We start from the raw sequence: 17,435 nt of genomic DNA, 5'->3' as shown, positions 1-17,435 counted from the left end.
GATTATGGACGAAGATGAAAATGGTTGTCAAAACCGCTCAAGGGCGCGTCCCACCGCGAATCCCACCAGAACCACCAGCGCGACGACCCGCAGGATTCTTCCCGAACCGTCGAGCACGGGCCAGTTCAGGTAGCCGAACCAGGCCAGCACCGCCGCCAGCACCAGCAGCCCGGCGGCCGCCACCCAGCCGCTCCCGGCCATGCCGATCACCAGCAGCAGGAACACCGCCACGAGCAGCGTCCACCGCGGAAGCCGGTGCAGGAACACCACCGGCGCCGCGCTCCACCGCTCGACCGCCGTGCGCATCCCGCCGCTCCCGGTGCCCTGTGCTCCGGGCCGCTCACCTCGCGCATTCACGTGCCCAACGTAACCGAACCCGCTTCGCCGCAGGGACGGCCGGACGCGTCACGGCGGATTCACTGCCAGGATTGACCGATGATCGCGATAACCCGGTACCGGGTGCCGGCCGAGGACTCCGGCGGCTTCGCCGAGGACATGACCGCCGTGCTGAACGCGCTGTCGGCGAGCCCCGGCTTCCGCTCCGGCCGGCTCGGCAGGACCGTCGACGACCCGGGGCTGTGGGCCCTGGTCACCGAATGGGACGGCGCCGGGCACTACCGCCGCGCGCTCGGCGTGTACGAGGTGCGGCTGCTGTTCATGCCCTTGGCCGCCATGGCCGTGGACGAACCCGGCGCCTACGAGGTCGTCAGCTCGGCCTGATCCCGCGGGTCAAGGATGCGGCAAGAAGCGTCCGTCCCGGTTTCACCTCCCCGGCCAAGGTCATCTTTGCCGCGTCACGATCATGCAGTGGCCCTCCGGGAGACGACCGCCCGGGGGATCCTGTGGCCTTCCGGGGGAGAAGATGCGCCATGTCGCCCTGTTCGGCACCGTCCTTTGCGGGGTGGCGGCCACGCCCGTCCTCGCCGTTCTAGGGACGGCGGCCGCGCGGCCCGCGCCCGGACCGGCGCCCGCGCTGACCCGTCACGCCGCGCCGGCGGGGAACGCGGCCGGGCCGCGCGGCCCCCGCGTCGTCGAGTACCGGGGGCTGCGCATCCCCGTCCCGGCCGGATGGGAGGTCCACCGGCTCGACCAGGACCCGGCCCGCTGCGTCCGCTACGACCGGCGCGCCATCTACCTCGGCCGCCCGGGACCGCAGCCCGACTGCCCGGCCCGCATCGTCGGCCGCACCGAGGCCGTCCACGTCCAGCCCGCCGGCGTCGACCCGGCGTCGCGGACCGCCGTGCGCGGCGACGAGCTCGCCACGCTCAGGATCACGCCGACCGTCGACCACGAGATGAGCCTCGCGCTCCCCAGGGCCGGCGTGACGATCACCGGCGTGTACGGGACGGACCCCGCGCGGCTCCAGCGGGTGCTGCGCGGAGCCCAGGTGACCAAGAAATGGTCCGCCGGGCCGCACCCGCCCGAGCCGTCCAGGACGGACTTCAGGCGCGAGACACCCGTCCCGCCCGAGGCGACCGCACCCACCGCCCAGGACAAGAAATGGGTGCGGGGCAAGGGCTTCGACACCTGCACGGCCCCGTCCCTGGCGACCATGAATGCGTGGCGGCCCTCGTTCGAGGTCACCAACATCTACATCGGCGGCGCGGCCCGCGGCTGCGCGCAGCCCAACCTCACCAGGGCGTGGGTGCGCGAGGTCCGCGAGATGGGCTACCGCATCACGCCCACCTACGTCGGCCTGCAGGCCCCCTGCGGCAGCCGTCCGCAGCGCTTCACCGCCAAGAACGCCGCGAAGCAGGGCCGGAAGGCCGCGGTGGACGCCGCCCGCAAGGCCAAGGCGCTCGGCATCCCCGAGGGTGCGCCGATCTACCTCGACATGGAGGCGTACGACATCGGGAAACCCCGCTGCAGGGACGCCGTCCTGCGGTTCGTGGACAACTGGGTCCGCAAGCTGAAAAAGGTCGGGTACACGCCCTGCCTCTACAGCAGCGTCAAGTCCGGCATCCGCGACGTGGGCCGCGCCACCGGGATCAGCAAGCCCGTCGCCATCTGGTTCGCCCACTGGAACGGCAAGGCCGAGGTGTACGGAGACCGCTACATCCCGGACCACTGGTGGCACCCGCACCGCCGCATCAAGCAGTACCGGGGCGACCACAGGGAGCAGCACGGCGGCGTGACCCTCACCATCGACAGCAACATCGTCGACGGCCGCGTCTACTGAGCCTTCACCTACCAGCCGCTAAGGTGCCCTAAGCTGGGGATGCTCGCGTGCGCCGGCGAAAGGCCGCGCCGCAGGGCACCATCACCGGGGATCACACTCGCCGCCGCCCGCCGCCGTCGCGGGACCGGGGCGCACTCACTGTCCCGCCGACCGCCAGCCGGATGGAGAATCTTTCATGGCACGCCGTTCCGATGTGCTGGACACGATCGTCAACCTCGCCAAACGGCGGGGCCTGGTCTACCCGTCGAGCGAGATCTACGGCGGGCTCCGCGCGTCCTGGGACTACGGGCCGCTCGGCGTCGAGCTGAAGAACAACGTCAAGCGCCAGTGGTGGAAGTCCATGGTGCAGGGCCGTGACGACGTCGTCGGCATCGACTCGTGCGTCATCCTGGCGCGCGAGGTCTGGGAGGCCAGCGGCCACGTCCAGGCGTTCGTCGACCCGCTCACCGAGTGCCAGTCCTGCCACAAGCGCTTCCGGGCCGACCACCTGGAGGAGGCCTACGAGGAGAAGCACGGCCGCCCGCCGGCGAACGGCCTGGCCGACGTCGGCTGCCCGAACTGCGGCGTCAAGGGGTCGTTCACCGAGCCGAAGATGTTCAACGGCCTCCTCAAGACCTACCTCGGCCCCGTCGAGGACGAGTCGGGCCTGGCCTACCTGCGTCCCGAGACGGCGCAGGGCATCTTCATCAACTACCTGAACGTCCAGCAGTCCGCGCGCCGCAAGGTGCCGTTCGGCATCGGGCAGATCGGCAAGTCGTTCCGCAACGAGATCACGCCCGGCAACTTCATCTTCCGGACCCGCGAGTTCGAGCAGATGGAGATGGAGTTCTTCGTCAAGCCCGGCAGCGACGAGGACTGGCACCAGTACTGGATCGACGAGCGCCTGCAGTGGTACGTCGACCTCGGCATCCGCAAGGACAACCTCCGGCTGTACGAGCACCCGCAGGAGAAGCTGTCGCACTACTCCAAGCGCACCGTCGACGTGGAGTACAAGTTCGACTTCGTCGGCGGCGAGTGGGGCGAGCTGGAGGGCGTCGCCAACCGCACCGACTACGACCTGTCGACGCACTCCAAGGCGTCCGGCGCCGACCTGTCGTTCTTCGACCAGGAGTCCGGTGAGCGCTACGTCCCCTACGTGATCGAGCCGGCGGCGGGCGTCGACCGCTGCACGCTGACGTTCATGATGGACGCCTACGCCGAGGACGAGGCGCCCAACGCCAAGGGCAAGCTGGAGAAGCGCACGGTCATGCGGCTCGACCGCCGGCTCGCCCCGGTCAAGGTCGCGGTGCTGCCGCTGTCGCGCAACGCCGACCTGTCGCCGAAGGCCCGCGACCTCGCCGCGCAGCTGCGCCGCAACTGGAACGTCGACTTCGACGACGCGGGCGCCATCGGCCGCCGCTACCGCCGCCAGGACGAGATCGGCACGCCGTTCTGCGTCACCGTCGACTTCGACACCCTGGACGACGACGCGGTGACCATACGGGAGCGCGACACGATGAGCCAGGAGCGCATCGGGCTGAGCCAGGTCGAGGCGTTCCTCGCCGCGCAGCTCGTCGGCTGCTGACGCCGCGCGGACACCGCTACGGGCCGCCCCCCGGCTTGGGGGGCGGCCCGCTTCATGGGAGCACCTCTGGGAGCATGTCCACTGTCGGGGGCGTTCTTCTCGGGAGCGTTCCTTCTGGGAGCGTCAGCCCGTCACGTAGAGGGACTGGTCGAACGTGCCGGACCCGGCGGAGCTCTCGCCGAGCAGTTCGTAGGTGGCGGTGACCGTGGCGGTTCCCGGGCAGAAGAAGCTTCCGCCGGTCTTGCTGACTTCGGCTCCCTGCACGCCGACCTGCGCCTCGCCGTTGCCCGTGTCGGGACGTGAGGCGTTGTCGCCGTTGTAGCCGTTGGCGGTGAGTGTGCCGCCGAACTCGCAGGTGATGCCGCCGAACAGGTCCACGACGGCCCGGACCTTGAAGTTCGAGATGGTGACGGAGGCGTCACGGCCGTTGGTGTGGTTCGCGTCGTAGGCGACGCTGCCGCCCGTCCAGGGCAGCTCGATGGCGGTGATCGTGGAGCTGGTGCTGCCTGAGCAGGGTCCGCCGCCGGCGCCGGTGAAGGACGCGGCGTCGATGGTGAGGTTCGTGCCGTCGGAGTTGATGGACCCGGTCATCTCCGACTCGTCGCAGGAACCGCTGCCGATCGAGGTGGAGACGGTCGCGGTGCCGAGCAGCGACGCCTGGACGGCGCCGCCGTAGGCGGCCGCGGTGGCCGAGCCCGCGCGGATGGTCGTGGTCGCGGCCGCGGCGGGGACGGCGCTCGCGGCGAGGACGGCCAGGGCGGCGGTCCCGATGATTGCGGTCTGTCTGATACGTGCCACCGGATACTCCTCTGTCCGGTTCGGGGTGGGCGTACGCGAAAGTAATTCGCTTTTGCGGCCCCGGCAATGGGTCCAGGCCGATTGCGGCCTGGCCGGTTTGGGACACCGGCCGGTGTCTGCTGGTACGGGCCCTGGGACGGCCCGGGCAACGGCACTGTCACGCTGGGTCACTTGACGGAGCGTCGCCTCCGTGTTTCGACGACGAAACGCGAACCGCTCTCCCGTAATCTGAACCTGCGTTAGTTTGACTGGACCGTTCGCCGCCGCACCGGCATCGTGGGCGGGAACGACGACCACGGGCCGAGGGAGGAGCGGGATGCGCGAACTGCATCGTCCGTCCCTCCCCCTCGCGCGGCTGCTCGTCGTCGCCCTGGGGTTCCTCGGGTTCATGGCCGGGCCCGCCGGGTCCGGTACGCAGGGCGGGACGTCCGCGACCGGGACGATCACCGGTGTCCGGACCTGGGTGGCCGAGCACACCTCCACCCGGAGCCGCACGTCCGCCAAGCCGCGGCCGGGCGGCCAGGCGCTGACCGTGACCACCGTGGCGGCCCGGCAGGTCGTCGCGGCGGCCGCGCCCGACGCCCACCCCGCCCCGGCCACGCTCCCCGCCCCCGGCATCGACGTCCGGCCGCCGGCCGCGCGCGTCGTGCGGCTCCCCGCCACCGCCCGCACCACGCCGGGTGTGATGAAAGGCGTGCCGCGCGGACGCGCGCCGCCCGCGCCCACACGGGTCTGAGTCTTTCGTCCGCGGTTCCGCGCCTGCCGGTGCGGCACCGAATCCCCGTGTGGAGGTCTCCCTTTGAACCGCGCCAACATGGTGCGGGCGGTACTGGCACTCGCCGTGCTCGCCACATCCTTCTACTTCGCCTTTACCCAAGAAGCCCGCCTCGGCCTCGACCTGCGCGGCGGCACCCAGATCGTTCTCCAGACGCAGAACTCGCCGACGGTGAAGGCCGACCGGGAGTCCACCGACCGCGCCCTGGAAGTGCTGCGCCGCCGCATCGACGCCCTCGGCGTGGCCGAGTCGTCGATCACCCGGTCCGGCGACCGGCGGATCATCGTCGAACTGCCCGACGTCCAGGACCCGACCCGGGCGACCGAGGCGATCGGCAAGACCGCCCAGCTCACCGCGCATCCGGTGCTCGTCAACACCGGCAAGCCCGACGAGAAGAAGGGCCAGAAGCTCATCCCGGACGAGAGCGGGCAGCAGATCCTCATCGGGCCCGCCGCGCTCACCGGCGAGGGGATCGGCGAGGCGAGCGCCTCCTACGATCCGCAGAACCTCGGCGGCTGGGCCGTCAACGTCGACTTCAAGGGCAAAGGCGGCTCCACCTGGGAGAAGCTGACCGCCAAGGCCGCCTGCGCGACCGGCGACGACCGGCGGATCGCGATCGTCCTGGACGGCAAGGTGATCTCCTCACCGCAGGTCACCCAGAGCGTGCCCTGCGGCGTCGGGATCACCGGCGGATCGACCCAGATCACCGGGGACTTCAGCCCCGAGGAGGCCAAGGACCTCGCGGCCCTCATCGAGGGCGGCGCGCTCCCGGTGCCCGTGAAGATCATCGAGCAGCGGGTGGTCGGCCCGACGCTGGGCGACGAGGCGATCGACGCCAGCGCCAAGGCCGCGGTCATCGGCATCATCCTGACCGGGCTGTTCATCATCGCGGTCTACCGCCTCGTCGGCCTGCTCGCGACCGTCGCGCTGGCCGGGTACGCGCTGATCTCCTACGGCGCCCTCGTCGCGATCGGAGCGACGCTGACCTTGCCCGGCCTGGCCGGGTTCGTCCTGGCCATCGGCATGGCGATCGACGCGAACGTGCTCGCCTTCGAACGCGCACGAGAAGAGATATCCGACCATCCGAGCCGCCGGGCGCGGACGGCGCTGGCCACCGGGTTCAACAAGGCCTGGTCGGCGATCGCCGACACCGCCGTCACCACGCTGCTCGCCGGCGCGCTGCTGTTCTTCCTCGCCTCCGGGCCGGTGAAGGGCTTCGGTGTCACCCTCACCATCGGTGTGATCGGCTCCCTCATCTCCGCGATGCTGGTGAGCCGCGTCCTCACCGACGCCGCCGCCGCGCGCTTCCCCAAGCTCACCAAGGGCAGGGCGGGCGGTCTCAGCGGTGCCGGGCGCATCCGGCGGTGGCTGGAGGAGAGCGGCCCCGACCTGATGAAACGCCGGCGGCTCTGGCTCGGCATCTCCGGGTTCGCCATCGTCGCCGCCGCGGCCGGGATCTTCATCCAGGGACTCAACTTCGGAGTGGAGTTCACCGGCGGACGCATCGTCGAGTACTCCACGAGCCGTCCCGTCGACATCGACGACGCCCGCTCCGCCGTCTCCGACGCCGGATTCCCGCGGGCCATCGTGCAGACCTCGGGGGAGGACGACATCTCCGTCCGGACCTCCGACCTCACCAACGCGGACGTGAAGAACATCCAGGAGGCCCTGGCCGAGAAGGGCGGCGGGGCCACCAAGGAACGCGACGAGCTGATCGGCCCCAGCCTCGGCGACGAACTGCGGCAGAAGGCGCTGATCGCCCTCGGCCTCGCCCTGCTCGCGCAGCTGGCCTACCTGACGATCAGGTTCCGCTGGACGTTCGCGGCCGGCGCGGTGGTCGCGATGTTCCACGACATCATGATCGTCACCGGCGTCTTCGCCTGGCTCGGCAAACCGATCGACGGCGTCTTCCTCGCCGCGCTGCTCACGATCATCGGTTACTCGGTGAACGACTCGGTCGTCGTGTTCGACCGCGTCCGGGAACTGTGGGGCTCCAACCCCAAGGGCCGGTTCGCCGACATCGCGAACCGGGGCACCCTGCAGACCGTCCCGCGGACGATCAACACCGGTATGGGCGCGCTGTTCATCCTGGGTGCGCTGGCCTTCCTCGGCGGTGACTCGCTGACGGACTTCGCCATCGCGCTGCTGATCGGCATCGTCGTCGGGACGTACTCCAGCGTGTTCACCGCGACGCCGATGGCGATCGTCCTGGAGCGCTTCGCGAAGGCCCCGCCGCCGCAGCCGAAGGACAAGCCGAAGAAGCCGGTCCACCGCACGTCCGACAGTTCGGGCGCGGTCGTCTAGCCCGAGCGGTGGGCCCACGGCGTCGCATGCCGGGGGCCCACCGCGGGGGTCAGCGCGGCAGCATCGACTTCTTCATGGGACGGTCCTCGCTTTTGCCGAAGCAGACGATCGTGCGGTGCCCGGTGTCCCACTCGCTCTTCTCGGGGAAGGACCACCCGATCAGGTCCGGCGACGGGTGCCCGCGGAAAACCGTCTGCCACCGTTTTTCGCAGCCACGTTCCGCCTTCCGGTCCGCCGCCTTCTGCCCCGGATATGGGCCTGCCTTCAGTGTGAAGGTCGCGAACACCAGATTCCAGTGCGGTTCGGTGCAGGAGAGGAGGCGCTGCGCCCAAGCCTCCTCGTCCCACTTCCCGAGGCAGTCCCCGGGAGCCAGTTCGTACCAGAACCTCAGGTCAGGGTCCAGGGTCTGGGCGAGCGGTGAGGTGAGCGTTCCAGAGCCGGTATAGCGCAGCAGGCAGAACAGCTCACGGTCCCCGGTATCCCAGGTCGACCGGGTCGGCGTAATGTTGTAGGCGACCAGATCTCTGGCGTATCGGCTCTTCCAAAGCTGGAGGGTCTTCCGATCGCAGGCGTCGTTCGCCTGCGACCTGATCTCGCCATCGCCGGGGTACTCATCGCCGGACAGTTGTAGCTTGGCGACGGCCTCGCCCTCATGCGGCTGCGTGCAGGGCAGCGCCGTGACGAGGGGCGCTATGCGGTCTCCCTCGAACCCGTTGAAGCAGTCGCCGACCCGCAGCATCGCGGCCAGCACCTTGTCCTTATCGGTGACATTTCCGAAGCCGTCGCGTTCGGCGCTGACCAGCGAACCCAGGAACGCGACGACGGCGACCGCCCCGGCCACGGTCCAGACGGCGGACGCGACGAGGCCGCCGACCGCCAGGCCCTTGCCCGTCTCCCCGCGGCGCCCGGCCTGGATGAGCGCCGCGATGGCGAGGCCCACCGCGAGCAGGACCAGGCCGAGGAGCCCGGTGACGAGCGCGGCGATCGCGAGCCGGTTCGTCCGGACGGACAGCCCCATCGGCGGCGGCCCGCCGGGAGGGGGAGGGGCCTCCCGCATCGGCGGGCCGGCGGGCATTGGTCCGGTGGGCCCGGCAGGTGGCGGCGCGCCGGGCAGGGCCCATCCGCCGGCCGGTTCAGGGTCGTTGTCAGCAGGGGGTGGCGTTGTCACGGCGGAACGGTAGGCCGAAACTCTCGACTAAAGGGGCATTTCCGGCGGATGTCGCCAATCTGTAATCAATGCGGTCGTCACGGCCTCAGTGCGGTACCACCGACCGCTTCAACGGCCCCTCCACGCCCGTGACCAGACAGACGATCTGCGTGTCGCCGCTGTACCAGTCCAGTTCCTTCGGCCACACGAACCGCCCGTCGACCGGCACCCGCGGCGGATGCTTCTTGAAGAGCTTCACCGCGCGCTTCTCGCAGCCGCGGCTCGCCTGCTTCTGGATCTTCTCCTCGCCGGGGTAGGGCGGATAGTCGCCGGGGGCATAGGACCCGCCCATCGGCGCCTGGAAGGTGGCGTACACCTGCAATTCATGCGATTCAGTGCAGGAGACGACGGGAAAGACGGGACTGTCCGTCGTCCAGTTCTTGAGGCAGTCGCCCACCGCGAGGTCCTTGAAGGTCTTGAGGCGGTCGTCCACGGTCGCCACCAGCGGTGACGTGAGCGTTCCCGGGCCGATGTAGTGCACGGTGCACGTCGCCTTGCGGTCGTCGTCCGCCCAGGTCAGCTCGTCGGGCATCAGGTTGTAGTAGCGCAGGTCCCGGAAGTGACGGCTCTTCTGCAGGTAGCGGGCCCGCTCGCCGCACAGCAGGTCCACCTGGGCCTCGACGTTCTCGTCGCCCGGGTACGGCTCCCGGGGGAGTGTCGAGGTGGCGATGACCTCGCTGTCGTGGGGCTGGGTGCATGGCAGCGCGGTCACGAGGACGGTGCCATCGGTTGCGGTGCCGACGAAGCAGTCACCGGCCCGCAAGGTCGATGCCAGTACCTTGCCGCTCTTGGTGACGCGGCCCTCGTCGTCGCGGTCCACCGAGAACACGGAGGTCACGGTCAGGGCCGCGACGACCACGCCGGCGACGACCCAGACCGCCGATGCCGCGATCCCGCCGATGGCCAGGCCCTTGCCCTTCTCGCCACGGCGCCCGGCCTGCACGAGCGCGGCGATGGCGAAGCCGACCGCGAACAGGACCAGGCCGAGGAGCCCGGTGACGAGCGCGACGATGGCGAGCCGGTTCGTCCTGGCGGGGGCGGCCGGGTGCGATGGCCTGTGGACGCCGGGGGGCGCGCCCCACACCGGTGACCCGGCGTGCACGGGTTCGGCGGCGGGGGGTGCGTGCTCGTCCGGTGCCGGTGCGCCGGGCGGGGCCTTGTCGTCCGGTGCCGGCGCGTCGGGCGGGGCCCATTCGGTGGCCGGCCGGGGGTCGTCTGGGACGTCGTCAGCCGGTGGTGGCGTGGTCACGGCGGAACAGTAGGCGTGAAATTCTCTCCAAGCGAGGCATTTCCGGCGGATGTCGCCAACTTGTGATCACGGGACGCCGTGGCCGGGGCTGCGGCCCGGCCACGGCGGCGAAGGTCAGGCCAGGGGCGGCTGGGGTTCGTTGTTCTCCGCCCTGATCACCTGCATGACCGCGTTGATCAGAGCGAGGTGGGTGAACGCCTGCGGGAAGTTGCCGAGATGGCGCCCGGTGTGCGGGTCGATCTCCTCCGAGTACAACTGCAGCGGGCTGGCGTAGGACAGCAGCTTCTCGCACAGGGCACGCGCCCGGTCCAGCTCCCCGATCATCACCAGCGTGCTGACCAGCCAGAACGAGCAGATCGTGAAGGTGCCCTCCTCCGACTCGAACCCGTCGTCGGTCTCCGCGGCCCGGTAGCGCAGGACGAGGTCGTCCTCCGACAGCTCGTCGGCGATGGCGAGGACCGTCTCGCGGATGCGCTTGTCGTCGGCGGGCAGGAAGCCGAGCAGCGGGATCAGCAGCGCCGAGGCGTCCAGTGTCGAGGCGCCGTAGTGCGCGGTGAAGACGCCGCGCTCGTCCAGCGCGTTCGCCATCACGTCGGCGTGGATCTCGTCGGCGGCGGCCTGCCAGCGCCGGGCCCGGTCCTGGTCGCCGCGGACGCGGGCGAGGCGGGCGCCGCGGTCGGCCGCCACCCAGCAGAAGATCTTGGACGAGGTGAAGTGCTGCGGCTCGCCGCGCACCTCCCACATGCCGCAGTCCGGGGTCCGCCAGTTGGCGAGGGCGTCCTCGACCTGCTTGATGATGATCTTCCATAGCCGGTCGTCGAGCCGGTCGCGTTTGCGCACGAACAGGTAGATGGACGCGATGATCGCGCCCCACACGTCGTGCTGCGCCTGCATGTACGCCTCGTTGCCGATGCGGACGGGACGCGCGTTGCCGTAGCCGGTGAGGTGGTCCAGCGTGGACTCGGGCAGCTCCTCCCGGCCGTCCAGCCCGTACATGATCTGCAGCTTGCCCTCGGCGGCCTCGGCGACGTCGGTGATGAAGTAGAAGAAGTCGTTGGCCTCCCAGTCGTAGCCGAGCGTGTAGAACGCCCACAGCGCCATCGTGGAGTCGCGGATCCAGGTGTAGCGGTAGTCCCAGTTCCGGTCGCCGCCGGGGGCCTCCGGCAGCGACGTCGTCGCCGCGGCCGCCACCGCGCCGGACGGCGCGAACGTCAGGCCCTTGAGCGTGAGGGCGCTGCGCTGCAGGTGGCTGCGCCACGGGTGGTCGGGGAAGCGGCCCCGGTCCAGCCAGTGCTGCCAGTGGTGCACCGTCCAGACGAGCCGCTCGTTCGCCTCCTCGTAGGACGCGGGCGCCGCGTGCTCACTCCACGACAGCGCGACGAACCGGGACTCGCCCTGCTTCAGCAGCGTCCGGGACGTCGCGAGCGACCCCTCGAACCCGACGTTCATGTCGGTGCTGAGCCGCAGCCCGATGCCGTTCCCGCGCGCGACGGCCTCGTGGTACCCGGCGCCGGTGTGCTCCCAGCGCGCGGGCGTCTGGCCGTAGTCGAACACCGGCATGCAGTCGAGCCGGACCTGGACCTGGCCGTTCACGCACCGCACCATCCGGAGCAGGACGTGGTCGGCGTCGTAGTCGGTCGGGGCCCTGCGGTGCGTGTGGGACCGCTCCGTCTCGTGGTGCCACGGCCCCATCAGCAGCGCGTCCGTCACCACCAGCCAGCCCCCGTGCACCCACCACGTGGTCTCCATCACCATGGTGCCGGGGATGTAGCGCTGTGCGGCGGGCACCTCTACGCCCGCCGGGCCGACCCGGAAGTACCCGGCGTCACGGTCCAGGATCGACCCGAACACGCTGGGCGAGTCCATCTTGGGCAGGCACATCCACTCGATGTTCCCGCTGGGCGCGACCAGCGCGGTCGTCTCGCAGTCGGACAGGAACCCGTAATCGGCGATGGGGGCGAACGGGTCTCCCGCCCGGCCGCCTGCGACCTTCGGCCTCACAACGTCACCTCCTTGATCCATCATTACCTCTCCCTTGCGGTGGGTACGCCGGGTACCCATTGGAATAGACCACTATCTGGCCATTGACCTGGGAGAACGTCCCTTGGGCCACCGGGCGCCGAGCAAGGCCGGACGGCGCGGGTACAGTCCCGGCAAACAGGGCAGCGGACCCGCCGCCGCCTGCGGGAACGCGATGCCGCGCCCCGCCGCGGCGGGGCCGGACCTGCCACTGGGTGGAACCGGAGCGAAAAGGAGCTCCCCGTGCCGAAGTTCGTGTACGACTTCACTGAGGGAAACAAGGACCTCAAGGATCTGCTGGGCGGCAAGGGCGCCAACCTGGCCGAGATGACCAACCTCGGACTGCCCGTGCCTCCCGGGTTCACGATCACCGCGGAGGCCTGCCGGTACTACCTCGAGCACGGAAACCCGCCCGAGGGGCTGGCGGACGAGGTGAACGCGCACCTGGCCGCACTCGAGTCCGCGATGGGCAAGAAGCTCGGCCAGAGCGACGACCCGCTCCTGGTCAGCGTGCGTTCCGGCGCCAAGTTCAGCATGCCGGGCATGATGGAGACCGTCCTCAACGTCGGGTTGAACGACGAGTCCGTGCACGGTCTGGCCGCGCAGGCGGGGGACGAGCGGTTCGCCTGGGACTCCTACCGCCGGCTGATCCAGATGTTCGGCAAGACCGTCCTGGACATCGACGGCGACCTGTTCGAGGAGGCCGTCGAGGACGTCAAGCGGGCCCGCGGCAGCGACGACGACGTCGACCTCACCGCCGAGGACTTCCAGGGGCTGGTCGGCCGCTTCAAGGAGATCGTCCGAGAACAGGCCGGCAGGGACTTCCCGGCCGACCCGCGCGAGCAGATGGACCTGGCCGTCGAGGCGGTGTTCGACTCCTGGAACGCGCCCCGCGCGGTCCTGTACCGCCGCCAGGAGCGCATCCCCGTCGACCTCGGCACCGCCGTCAACATCTGCTCGATGGTGTTCGGCAACATGGGCATGGAGTCCGGGACGGGCGTCGCCTTCACCCGCGACCCCGCGTCCGGGCAGCAGGGCATCTACGGCGACTACCTGCAGAACGCCCAGGGCGAGGACGTCGTCGCCGGCATCCGCAACACCGTCCCGCTGAAGGACCTGGAGCGGATCGACAAGGCGTCCTACGACCGGCTTCTCGAGATCATGGAGACGCTGGAGAACCACTACCGCGACATGTGCGACATCGAGTTCACGATCGAGCGCGGGAAGCTGTGGATGCTGCAGACCCGGGTCGGCAAGCGGACCGCCGGCGCGGCGTTCCGCATCGCCTGCCAGCTCCTCGACCAGGGGCTCATCGACGTGGACGAGGCCGCCCGCCGCGTGACCGGCGACCAGCTCGCCCAGCTCATGTTCCCCCGCTTCGCCAGCCGGGTCGACGGCGTCCGGAAGCTGACGAAGGGCATGAACGCCTCGCCCGGCGCGGCCGTCGGCAAGGTGGTGTTCACCTCCGAGCGCGCCGTGGAGCTCGCGGAAAAGGGCGAGGACGTGATCCTCGTCCGCCGCGAGACCAACCCGGACGACCTCGCCGGCATGGTCGCGGCCAGGGGCGTCCTGACGTCCCGCGGCGGCAAGACCTCGCACGCCGCCGTCGTCGCCCGCGGCATGGGCAAGACCTGCGTCTGCGGCGCCGAGGAGCTGGACGTCGACGTCAAGAACGGGCATTTCACCGCGCCCGGCGATGTGACGGTCGGCGAAGGCGACGTCATCTCGATCGACGGGACGTCCGGGGACGTGTACCTCGGCGAGGTACCCGTCGAGGACTCGCCCGTCGTCCGGTACTTCGAGGGCGAGCTGAGCGTCGAGGAGGGCGGCGACCTCGTCAAGGCCGTCGACCGCATCATGCGGCACGCCGACTCGCGGGCCGCGCTGAAGGTCCGCGCGAACTCCGACAACCCCGGGGACTCCGCGCGGGCCCGCCGGTTCGGCGCCGCCGGCATCGGGCTGTGCCGCACCGAGCACATGTTCCTCGGCGACCGGCGGCAGCTCATCGAGAAGCTCGTCCTCGCCGGGAACGGCACGGAGCGGCAGGCCGCGCTGGACGCGCTGGAGCCGCTGCAGAGGAGCGACTTCGAGGGCATCTTCGAGGCCATGGACGGACTGCCGGTCACGATCCGGCTGATCGACCCGCCGCTGCACGAATTCCTCCCCGACATCACCGAGCTGTCGGTCAGGGTCGCGCTCGCGGGCGACGACGCGGACGACAAGGACCGGAGACTGCTCGAAGCAGTCAACCGACTGCACGAGCAGAACCCTATGCTGGGCCTGCGCGGCGTGCGGCTCGGTTTGGCGATTCCGGGACTGTTCGGAATGCAGGTCCGCGCGATCGCCGAGGCCGCGGCGGCGCGGCGCCGCGCGGGCGGCGATCCGCGTCCCGAGATCATGATCCCGCTCGTCGGCGCCGTGCAGGAGCTGGAGGCCGTCCGCGACGAGGCCCGCGCCATCCTGGACGGCGTCAGGGAGGCCACCGGGGTCGACGTCCCGGCGCTGATCGGCACCATGATCGAGCTGCCGCGTGCCGCGCTGACCGCCGGCCAGATCGCCGAGGCCGCCGAGTTCTTCTCCTTCGGAACCAACGACCTCACCCAGACGACCTGGGGCTTCTCCCGCGACGACGTCGAGGCCGCGTTCTTCGGCCGCTACCTGGAACTCGGGATCTTCGGGGTGTCGCCGTTCGAGACCCTCGACCGCGACGGGGTGGGGCGGCTCGTCCGCATCGCCGCCGAGGAGGGCCGCAAGGCGCGACCCGGCATCAAGCTCGGCATCTGCGGCGAGCACGGCGGCGACCCCGATTCGGTGCACTTCTGCCACGAGGTCGGACTCGACTACGTGTCCTGCTCGCCGTTCCGCATACCCGTCGCCCGGCTGGAGGCCGGCCGCGCCGCGATCGTGGCGGCGGGCGGTTCGTCCGGGGGCGGCGACAGCCGCTGACACCGTCGCCGCGGCCGGTCCCCGCACACCGCCGTGCGCGGGGACCGGCCGCCGGGACGGAGCCGGGACGGCGGACACGCCGCCGCAGCGAACCTCGGGCGCTCCGCGAGCCATCTAACTAACGTGGTCGAACCGATGACGTTGGAAGAGGAATTGCCGCAACCCCAGACCGAGGGCCACGAGCCCGACGAGCCGGACGAGCCCGAGCCCGAGGAGCGGCCGCGCCGCGGGCGCAGGCGGCCGCTCTGGTTCACGATCCCGATGAGCGTCGTCCTCGGGCTGCTCGCGATCGCCGTGCTGACGCCCCTCACCGTCGGGACGCGGATCTGGCACCAGGCCCGCCAGGACGAGCGGCCCCGCTCCGACGCGATCATCGTTCTCGGCGCCGCGCAGTACAACGGGGTTCCGTCCCCGACGCTGAAGTGGCGGCTCCAGCACGCCCTGGACCTCTACCGCGACGGTGTCGCGCCCGCCATCGTCACCGTCGGCGGCAAGGCCCCCGGCGACAACTACACCGAGGCCGGCTCCGGCCGCACCTGGCTGATCGAGAAGGGCGGGGTGCCCGCGGCCAAGGTCTTCGCGGTGCCCGTCGGGCGGGACACGCTGGAGAGCATGCGGGCCGTCGGCAGGGAGTTCGACCGGCACGGATGGTCGTCCGCCGTGATCGTCACCGATCCGTGGCACGGGCTGCGGTCGAAGAAGATGGCCGAGGACAGCGGCATCGAGGCGGCCGCCTCGCCGACCCGCAGCGGCCCCAGCGTCCAGACGCGCGAGACCCAGTTCGACTACATCGTCCGGGAGACCGGGGCGTACCTGTCGTACGTGCTGCTGGGCAAGAGCGTCCAGCCGCCGAGCGAGACCGTCAAGCGCATCCACATCGACCCGTCCGGGACGCCGCAGCCCTCGTCGCCGGCGCCGTCGTCCGGCCCGCCGCCGTCCCGCTGACACCCCGGGCCCGCCCAAAGGTCAACGGGACGTCACCCTGCACGCATACCCTGGATAGGGACATGACGATCAACCCGATTCACGGCGACTCCGGCCCCTACTCCGCTCACGACAGGGAACGCTGGGCGCCCGAGCCCGCCAAGCGGCGCGACCGGACGGCGTTCGAACGCGACCGCGCCCGCGTCCTGCACAGCGCGGCCCTGCGGCGGCTGGCCGCCAAGACGCAGGTCGCCTCGCCGGGCGCGGACGCCGGCGCCGACACCGTGCAGAGCCTGCGCACCCGGCTGACCCACTCGCTCGAATGCGCCCAGGTCGGCCGTGAGCTGGGCAAGTCCCTCGGCTGCGACCCCGATCTGGTGGAGGCGGCGTGCCTGTCCCACGACATCGGGCATCCGCCGTTCGGGCACAACGGCGAGTTCGCGCTCGACATCGTCGCGCGCGACTGCGGCGGCTTCGAGGGCAACGCGCAGAGCCTGCGTATCCTGACCCGCCTGGAGCCGAAGTCGTTCGCGCTGGACGGCCCGCCCCTGCACGGCCGCAGCGTCGGCCTCAACCTGACCCGCGCCGCGCTGGACGCCGCGATGAAGTACCCGTGGCCGCAGGCGGCCGCGGTCAACGGGAAATTCGGCGTGTACGACGACGACACGGACGTCGCGCGCTGGGTCCGCGAGGGCGTCGAACCGGGGCGGACGTGCTTCGAGGCGCAGGTCATGGACTGGAGCGACGACGTCGCCTACTCCGTCCACGACCTGGAGGACGCGCTGGTCGCCGGGCACATCGACTTCGCCCGCCTCGCCGACCCCGCCGAGCGCCGCCTCGTCGCCGCCACCGCGATCAAGCTGTACTGCCCCGACGCCGACCTGCCCGAGCTGGAGGAGCGCTTCGCCGTGCTGCTCGCCGAGCCGTACTGGCCCGACCGCTACGACGGCACGCCGCGGAGCCTGGCCGCCCTCAAGAACCTCACCAGCACGCTGATCGGGCGGTTCTGCATGGCCGCCGAGACCGCCACCCGGGAGGCCTACGGGGACCGCCCGCTGACCCGGTACGCGGCGGAGCTGATCGTCCCGCGCGCGCAGCGGCTGGAGAACGCCCTGCTCAAGGGGATCACCGCGCACTACGTGTGGATCAGCCACGAGGAGATCAGGGCCCGGCAGCGGACCCTGATCACCGAGCTGGCCGAGATGACGCTCGCCGGCGCGCCCGGCACCCTCGAACCCGGCTTCCGCGCCGCGTTCGAGGACGCCGGCGACGACGCGGGCCGGCTCCGCGCCGTCATCGACCAGGTCGCCTCGCTGACCGATGTGTCCGCAATGGCGCGGCACCGCCTGCTGGACGTCGGTTCCTGATCGCCGCCCGCGTGGTCCGCGGGCCGGCCTCTGAGCGGAATATGCCTCGACGCGCGCATCGATGACCCTTGTCTCGTTACAGACGCCGCTGTAGGGATAGCTA

At 70.8% G+C, this 17,435-nt stretch carries 13 protein-coding genes; 8 read left to right on the top strand and 5 right to left on the bottom strand.

Features of this window, described 5'->3' with window-relative positions:
- Window positions 1-27 precede the first annotated feature (27 nt).
- Window positions 28-357 (bottom strand): DUF6703 family protein, encoded by a 330-nt coding sequence (locus AB0C35_RS04505; RefSeq protein ID WP_358450457.1) that lies wholly within the window; start codon window positions 355-357, stop codon window positions 28-30.
- A 78-nt stretch (window positions 358-435) separates the two neighbouring features.
- Between AB0C35_RS04505 and AB0C35_RS04500 the strand changes: the two genes are divergently transcribed.
- The 3 genes from AB0C35_RS04500 to AB0C35_RS04490 all read left to right on the top strand — a co-directional run bounded on the left by AB0C35_RS04500 (window position 436) and on the right by AB0C35_RS04490 (window position 3,743).
- On the top strand, window positions 436-720 hold the full coding sequence (locus tag AB0C35_RS04500) for an antibiotic biosynthesis monooxygenase family protein (RefSeq protein WP_358450455.1): 285 nt from the start codon (window positions 436-438) through the stop codon (window positions 718-720).
- A 142-nt stretch (window positions 721-862) separates the two neighbouring features.
- Window positions 863-2,179, top strand: coding sequence for a DUF1906 domain-containing protein (locus tag AB0C35_RS04495; RefSeq protein WP_358450453.1), 1,317 nt, complete (start codon window positions 863-865; stop codon window positions 2,177-2,179).
- A 175-nt stretch (window positions 2,180-2,354) separates the two neighbouring features.
- Window positions 2,355-3,743 carry a glycine--tRNA ligase gene (locus AB0C35_RS04490; RefSeq protein WP_358450451.1) on the top strand — a complete coding sequence of 463 codons (1,389 nt, stop codon included), beginning with the start codon at window positions 2,355-2,357 and terminating at the stop codon, window positions 3,741-3,743.
- 123 nt (window positions 3,744-3,866) lie between these two features.
- On the opposite strand, the gene AB0C35_RS04485 is transcribed toward AB0C35_RS04490, so the two are convergent.
- On the bottom strand, window positions 3,867-4,541 hold the full coding sequence (locus AB0C35_RS04485; RefSeq protein WP_358450449.1) for a hypothetical protein: 675 nt from the start codon (window positions 4,539-4,541) through the stop codon (window positions 3,867-3,869).
- A 316-nt stretch (window positions 4,542-4,857) separates the two neighbouring features.
- On the opposite strand from AB0C35_RS04485, the gene AB0C35_RS04480 reads away from it, so the two are divergent.
- Together AB0C35_RS04480 and secD are read left to right on the top strand one after the other, a co-directional pair.
- Entirely contained in the window at window positions 4,858-5,277 is a 420-nt protein-coding gene (locus tag AB0C35_RS04480) for a hypothetical protein (RefSeq protein WP_358450447.1), read from the top strand.
- Between the two features lie 63 nt (window positions 5,278-5,340).
- Complete coding sequence (gene secD / locus AB0C35_RS04475) at window positions 5,341-7,620, top strand: protein translocase subunit SecD (protein WP_358450445.1); 2,280 nt, start codon at window positions 5,341-5,343, stop codon at window positions 7,618-7,620.
- Window positions 7,621-7,669: 49 nt separating this feature from the next.
- Here secD and AB0C35_RS04470 read toward each other — a convergent pair whose 3' ends face one another.
- The 3 genes from AB0C35_RS04470 to AB0C35_RS04460 form a co-directional block, all read right to left on the bottom strand.
- A complete protein-coding gene (locus AB0C35_RS04470; protein ID WP_358450443.1) occupies window positions 7,670-8,788 on the bottom strand; it encodes a septum formation family protein in 1,119 nt (372 codons plus the stop codon).
- Between the two features lie 85 nt (window positions 8,789-8,873).
- The gene (locus tag AB0C35_RS04465; protein WP_358450441.1) at window positions 8,874-10,076 is read right to left on the bottom strand and encodes a septum formation family protein; all 1,203 of its coding nucleotides are present in this window, start codon (window positions 10,074-10,076) and stop codon (window positions 8,874-8,876) included.
- A 114-nt stretch (window positions 10,077-10,190) separates the two neighbouring features.
- Window positions 10,191-12,077: a glycoside hydrolase family 15 protein gene (locus tag AB0C35_RS04460; protein ID WP_358450439.1), complete on the bottom strand. Its 1,887-nt coding sequence runs from the start codon at window positions 12,075-12,077 to the stop codon at window positions 10,191-10,193.
- A gap of 261 nt (window positions 12,078-12,338) precedes the next feature.
- Here AB0C35_RS04460 and ppdK point away from each other — a divergent pair, with 261 nt between their 5' ends.
- The 3 genes from ppdK to AB0C35_RS04445 all read left to right on the top strand — a co-directional run bounded on the left by ppdK (window position 12,339) and on the right by AB0C35_RS04445 (window position 17,332).
- On the top strand, window positions 12,339-15,041 hold the full coding sequence (ppdK, locus tag AB0C35_RS04455; RefSeq protein ID WP_358450437.1) for a pyruvate, phosphate dikinase: 2,703 nt from the start codon (window positions 12,339-12,341) through the stop codon (window positions 15,039-15,041).
- 135 nt (window positions 15,042-15,176) lie between these two features.
- Window positions 15,177-15,986, top strand: coding sequence for a YdcF family protein (locus AB0C35_RS04450; protein WP_358450435.1), 810 nt, complete (start codon window positions 15,177-15,179; stop codon window positions 15,984-15,986).
- Between the two features lie 62 nt (window positions 15,987-16,048).
- Window positions 16,049-17,332: a deoxyguanosinetriphosphate triphosphohydrolase gene (locus tag AB0C35_RS04445; RefSeq protein ID WP_358450433.1), complete on the top strand. Its 1,284-nt coding sequence runs from the start codon at window positions 16,049-16,051 to the stop codon at window positions 17,330-17,332.
- Window positions 17,333-17,435 lie beyond the last annotated feature (103 nt).

Origin of the sequence: Spirillospora sp. NPDC048819 (assembly GCF_040650055.1) — a bacterium.
Lineage (GTDB): Bacteria > Actinomycetota > Actinomycetes > Streptosporangiales > Streptosporangiaceae > Spirillospora.
The sequence above is the reverse complement of the archived record's forward strand: the minus strand, read 5'-3'. Positions and strand labels throughout refer to the sequence as shown.

What these genes read in the sequence shown, in the direction of transcription:
- AB0C35_RS04495 (WP_358450453.1), top strand. Translation starts at nt 863, where the DNA reads ATGCGCCATGTCGCCCTGTTCGGCACCGTCCTTTGCGGGGTGGCGGCC.
- AB0C35_RS04490 (WP_358450451.1), top strand. Translation starts at nt 2,355, where the DNA reads ATGGCACGCCGTTCCGATGTGCTGGACACGATCGTCAACCTCGCCAAA.
- AB0C35_RS04445 (WP_358450433.1), top strand. Translation starts at nt 16,049, where the DNA reads ATGACGATCAACCCGATTCACGGCGACTCCGGCCCCTACTCCGCTCAC.
- AB0C35_RS04450 (WP_358450435.1), top strand. Translation starts at nt 15,177, where the DNA reads ATGACGTTGGAAGAGGAATTGCCGCAACCCCAGACCGAGGGCCACGAG.
- AB0C35_RS04500 (WP_358450455.1), top strand. Translation starts at nt 436, where the DNA reads ATGATCGCGATAACCCGGTACCGGGTGCCGGCCGAGGACTCCGGCGGC.
- AB0C35_RS04480 (WP_358450447.1), top strand. Translation starts at nt 4,858, where the DNA reads ATGCGCGAACTGCATCGTCCGTCCCTCCCCCTCGCGCGGCTGCTCGTC.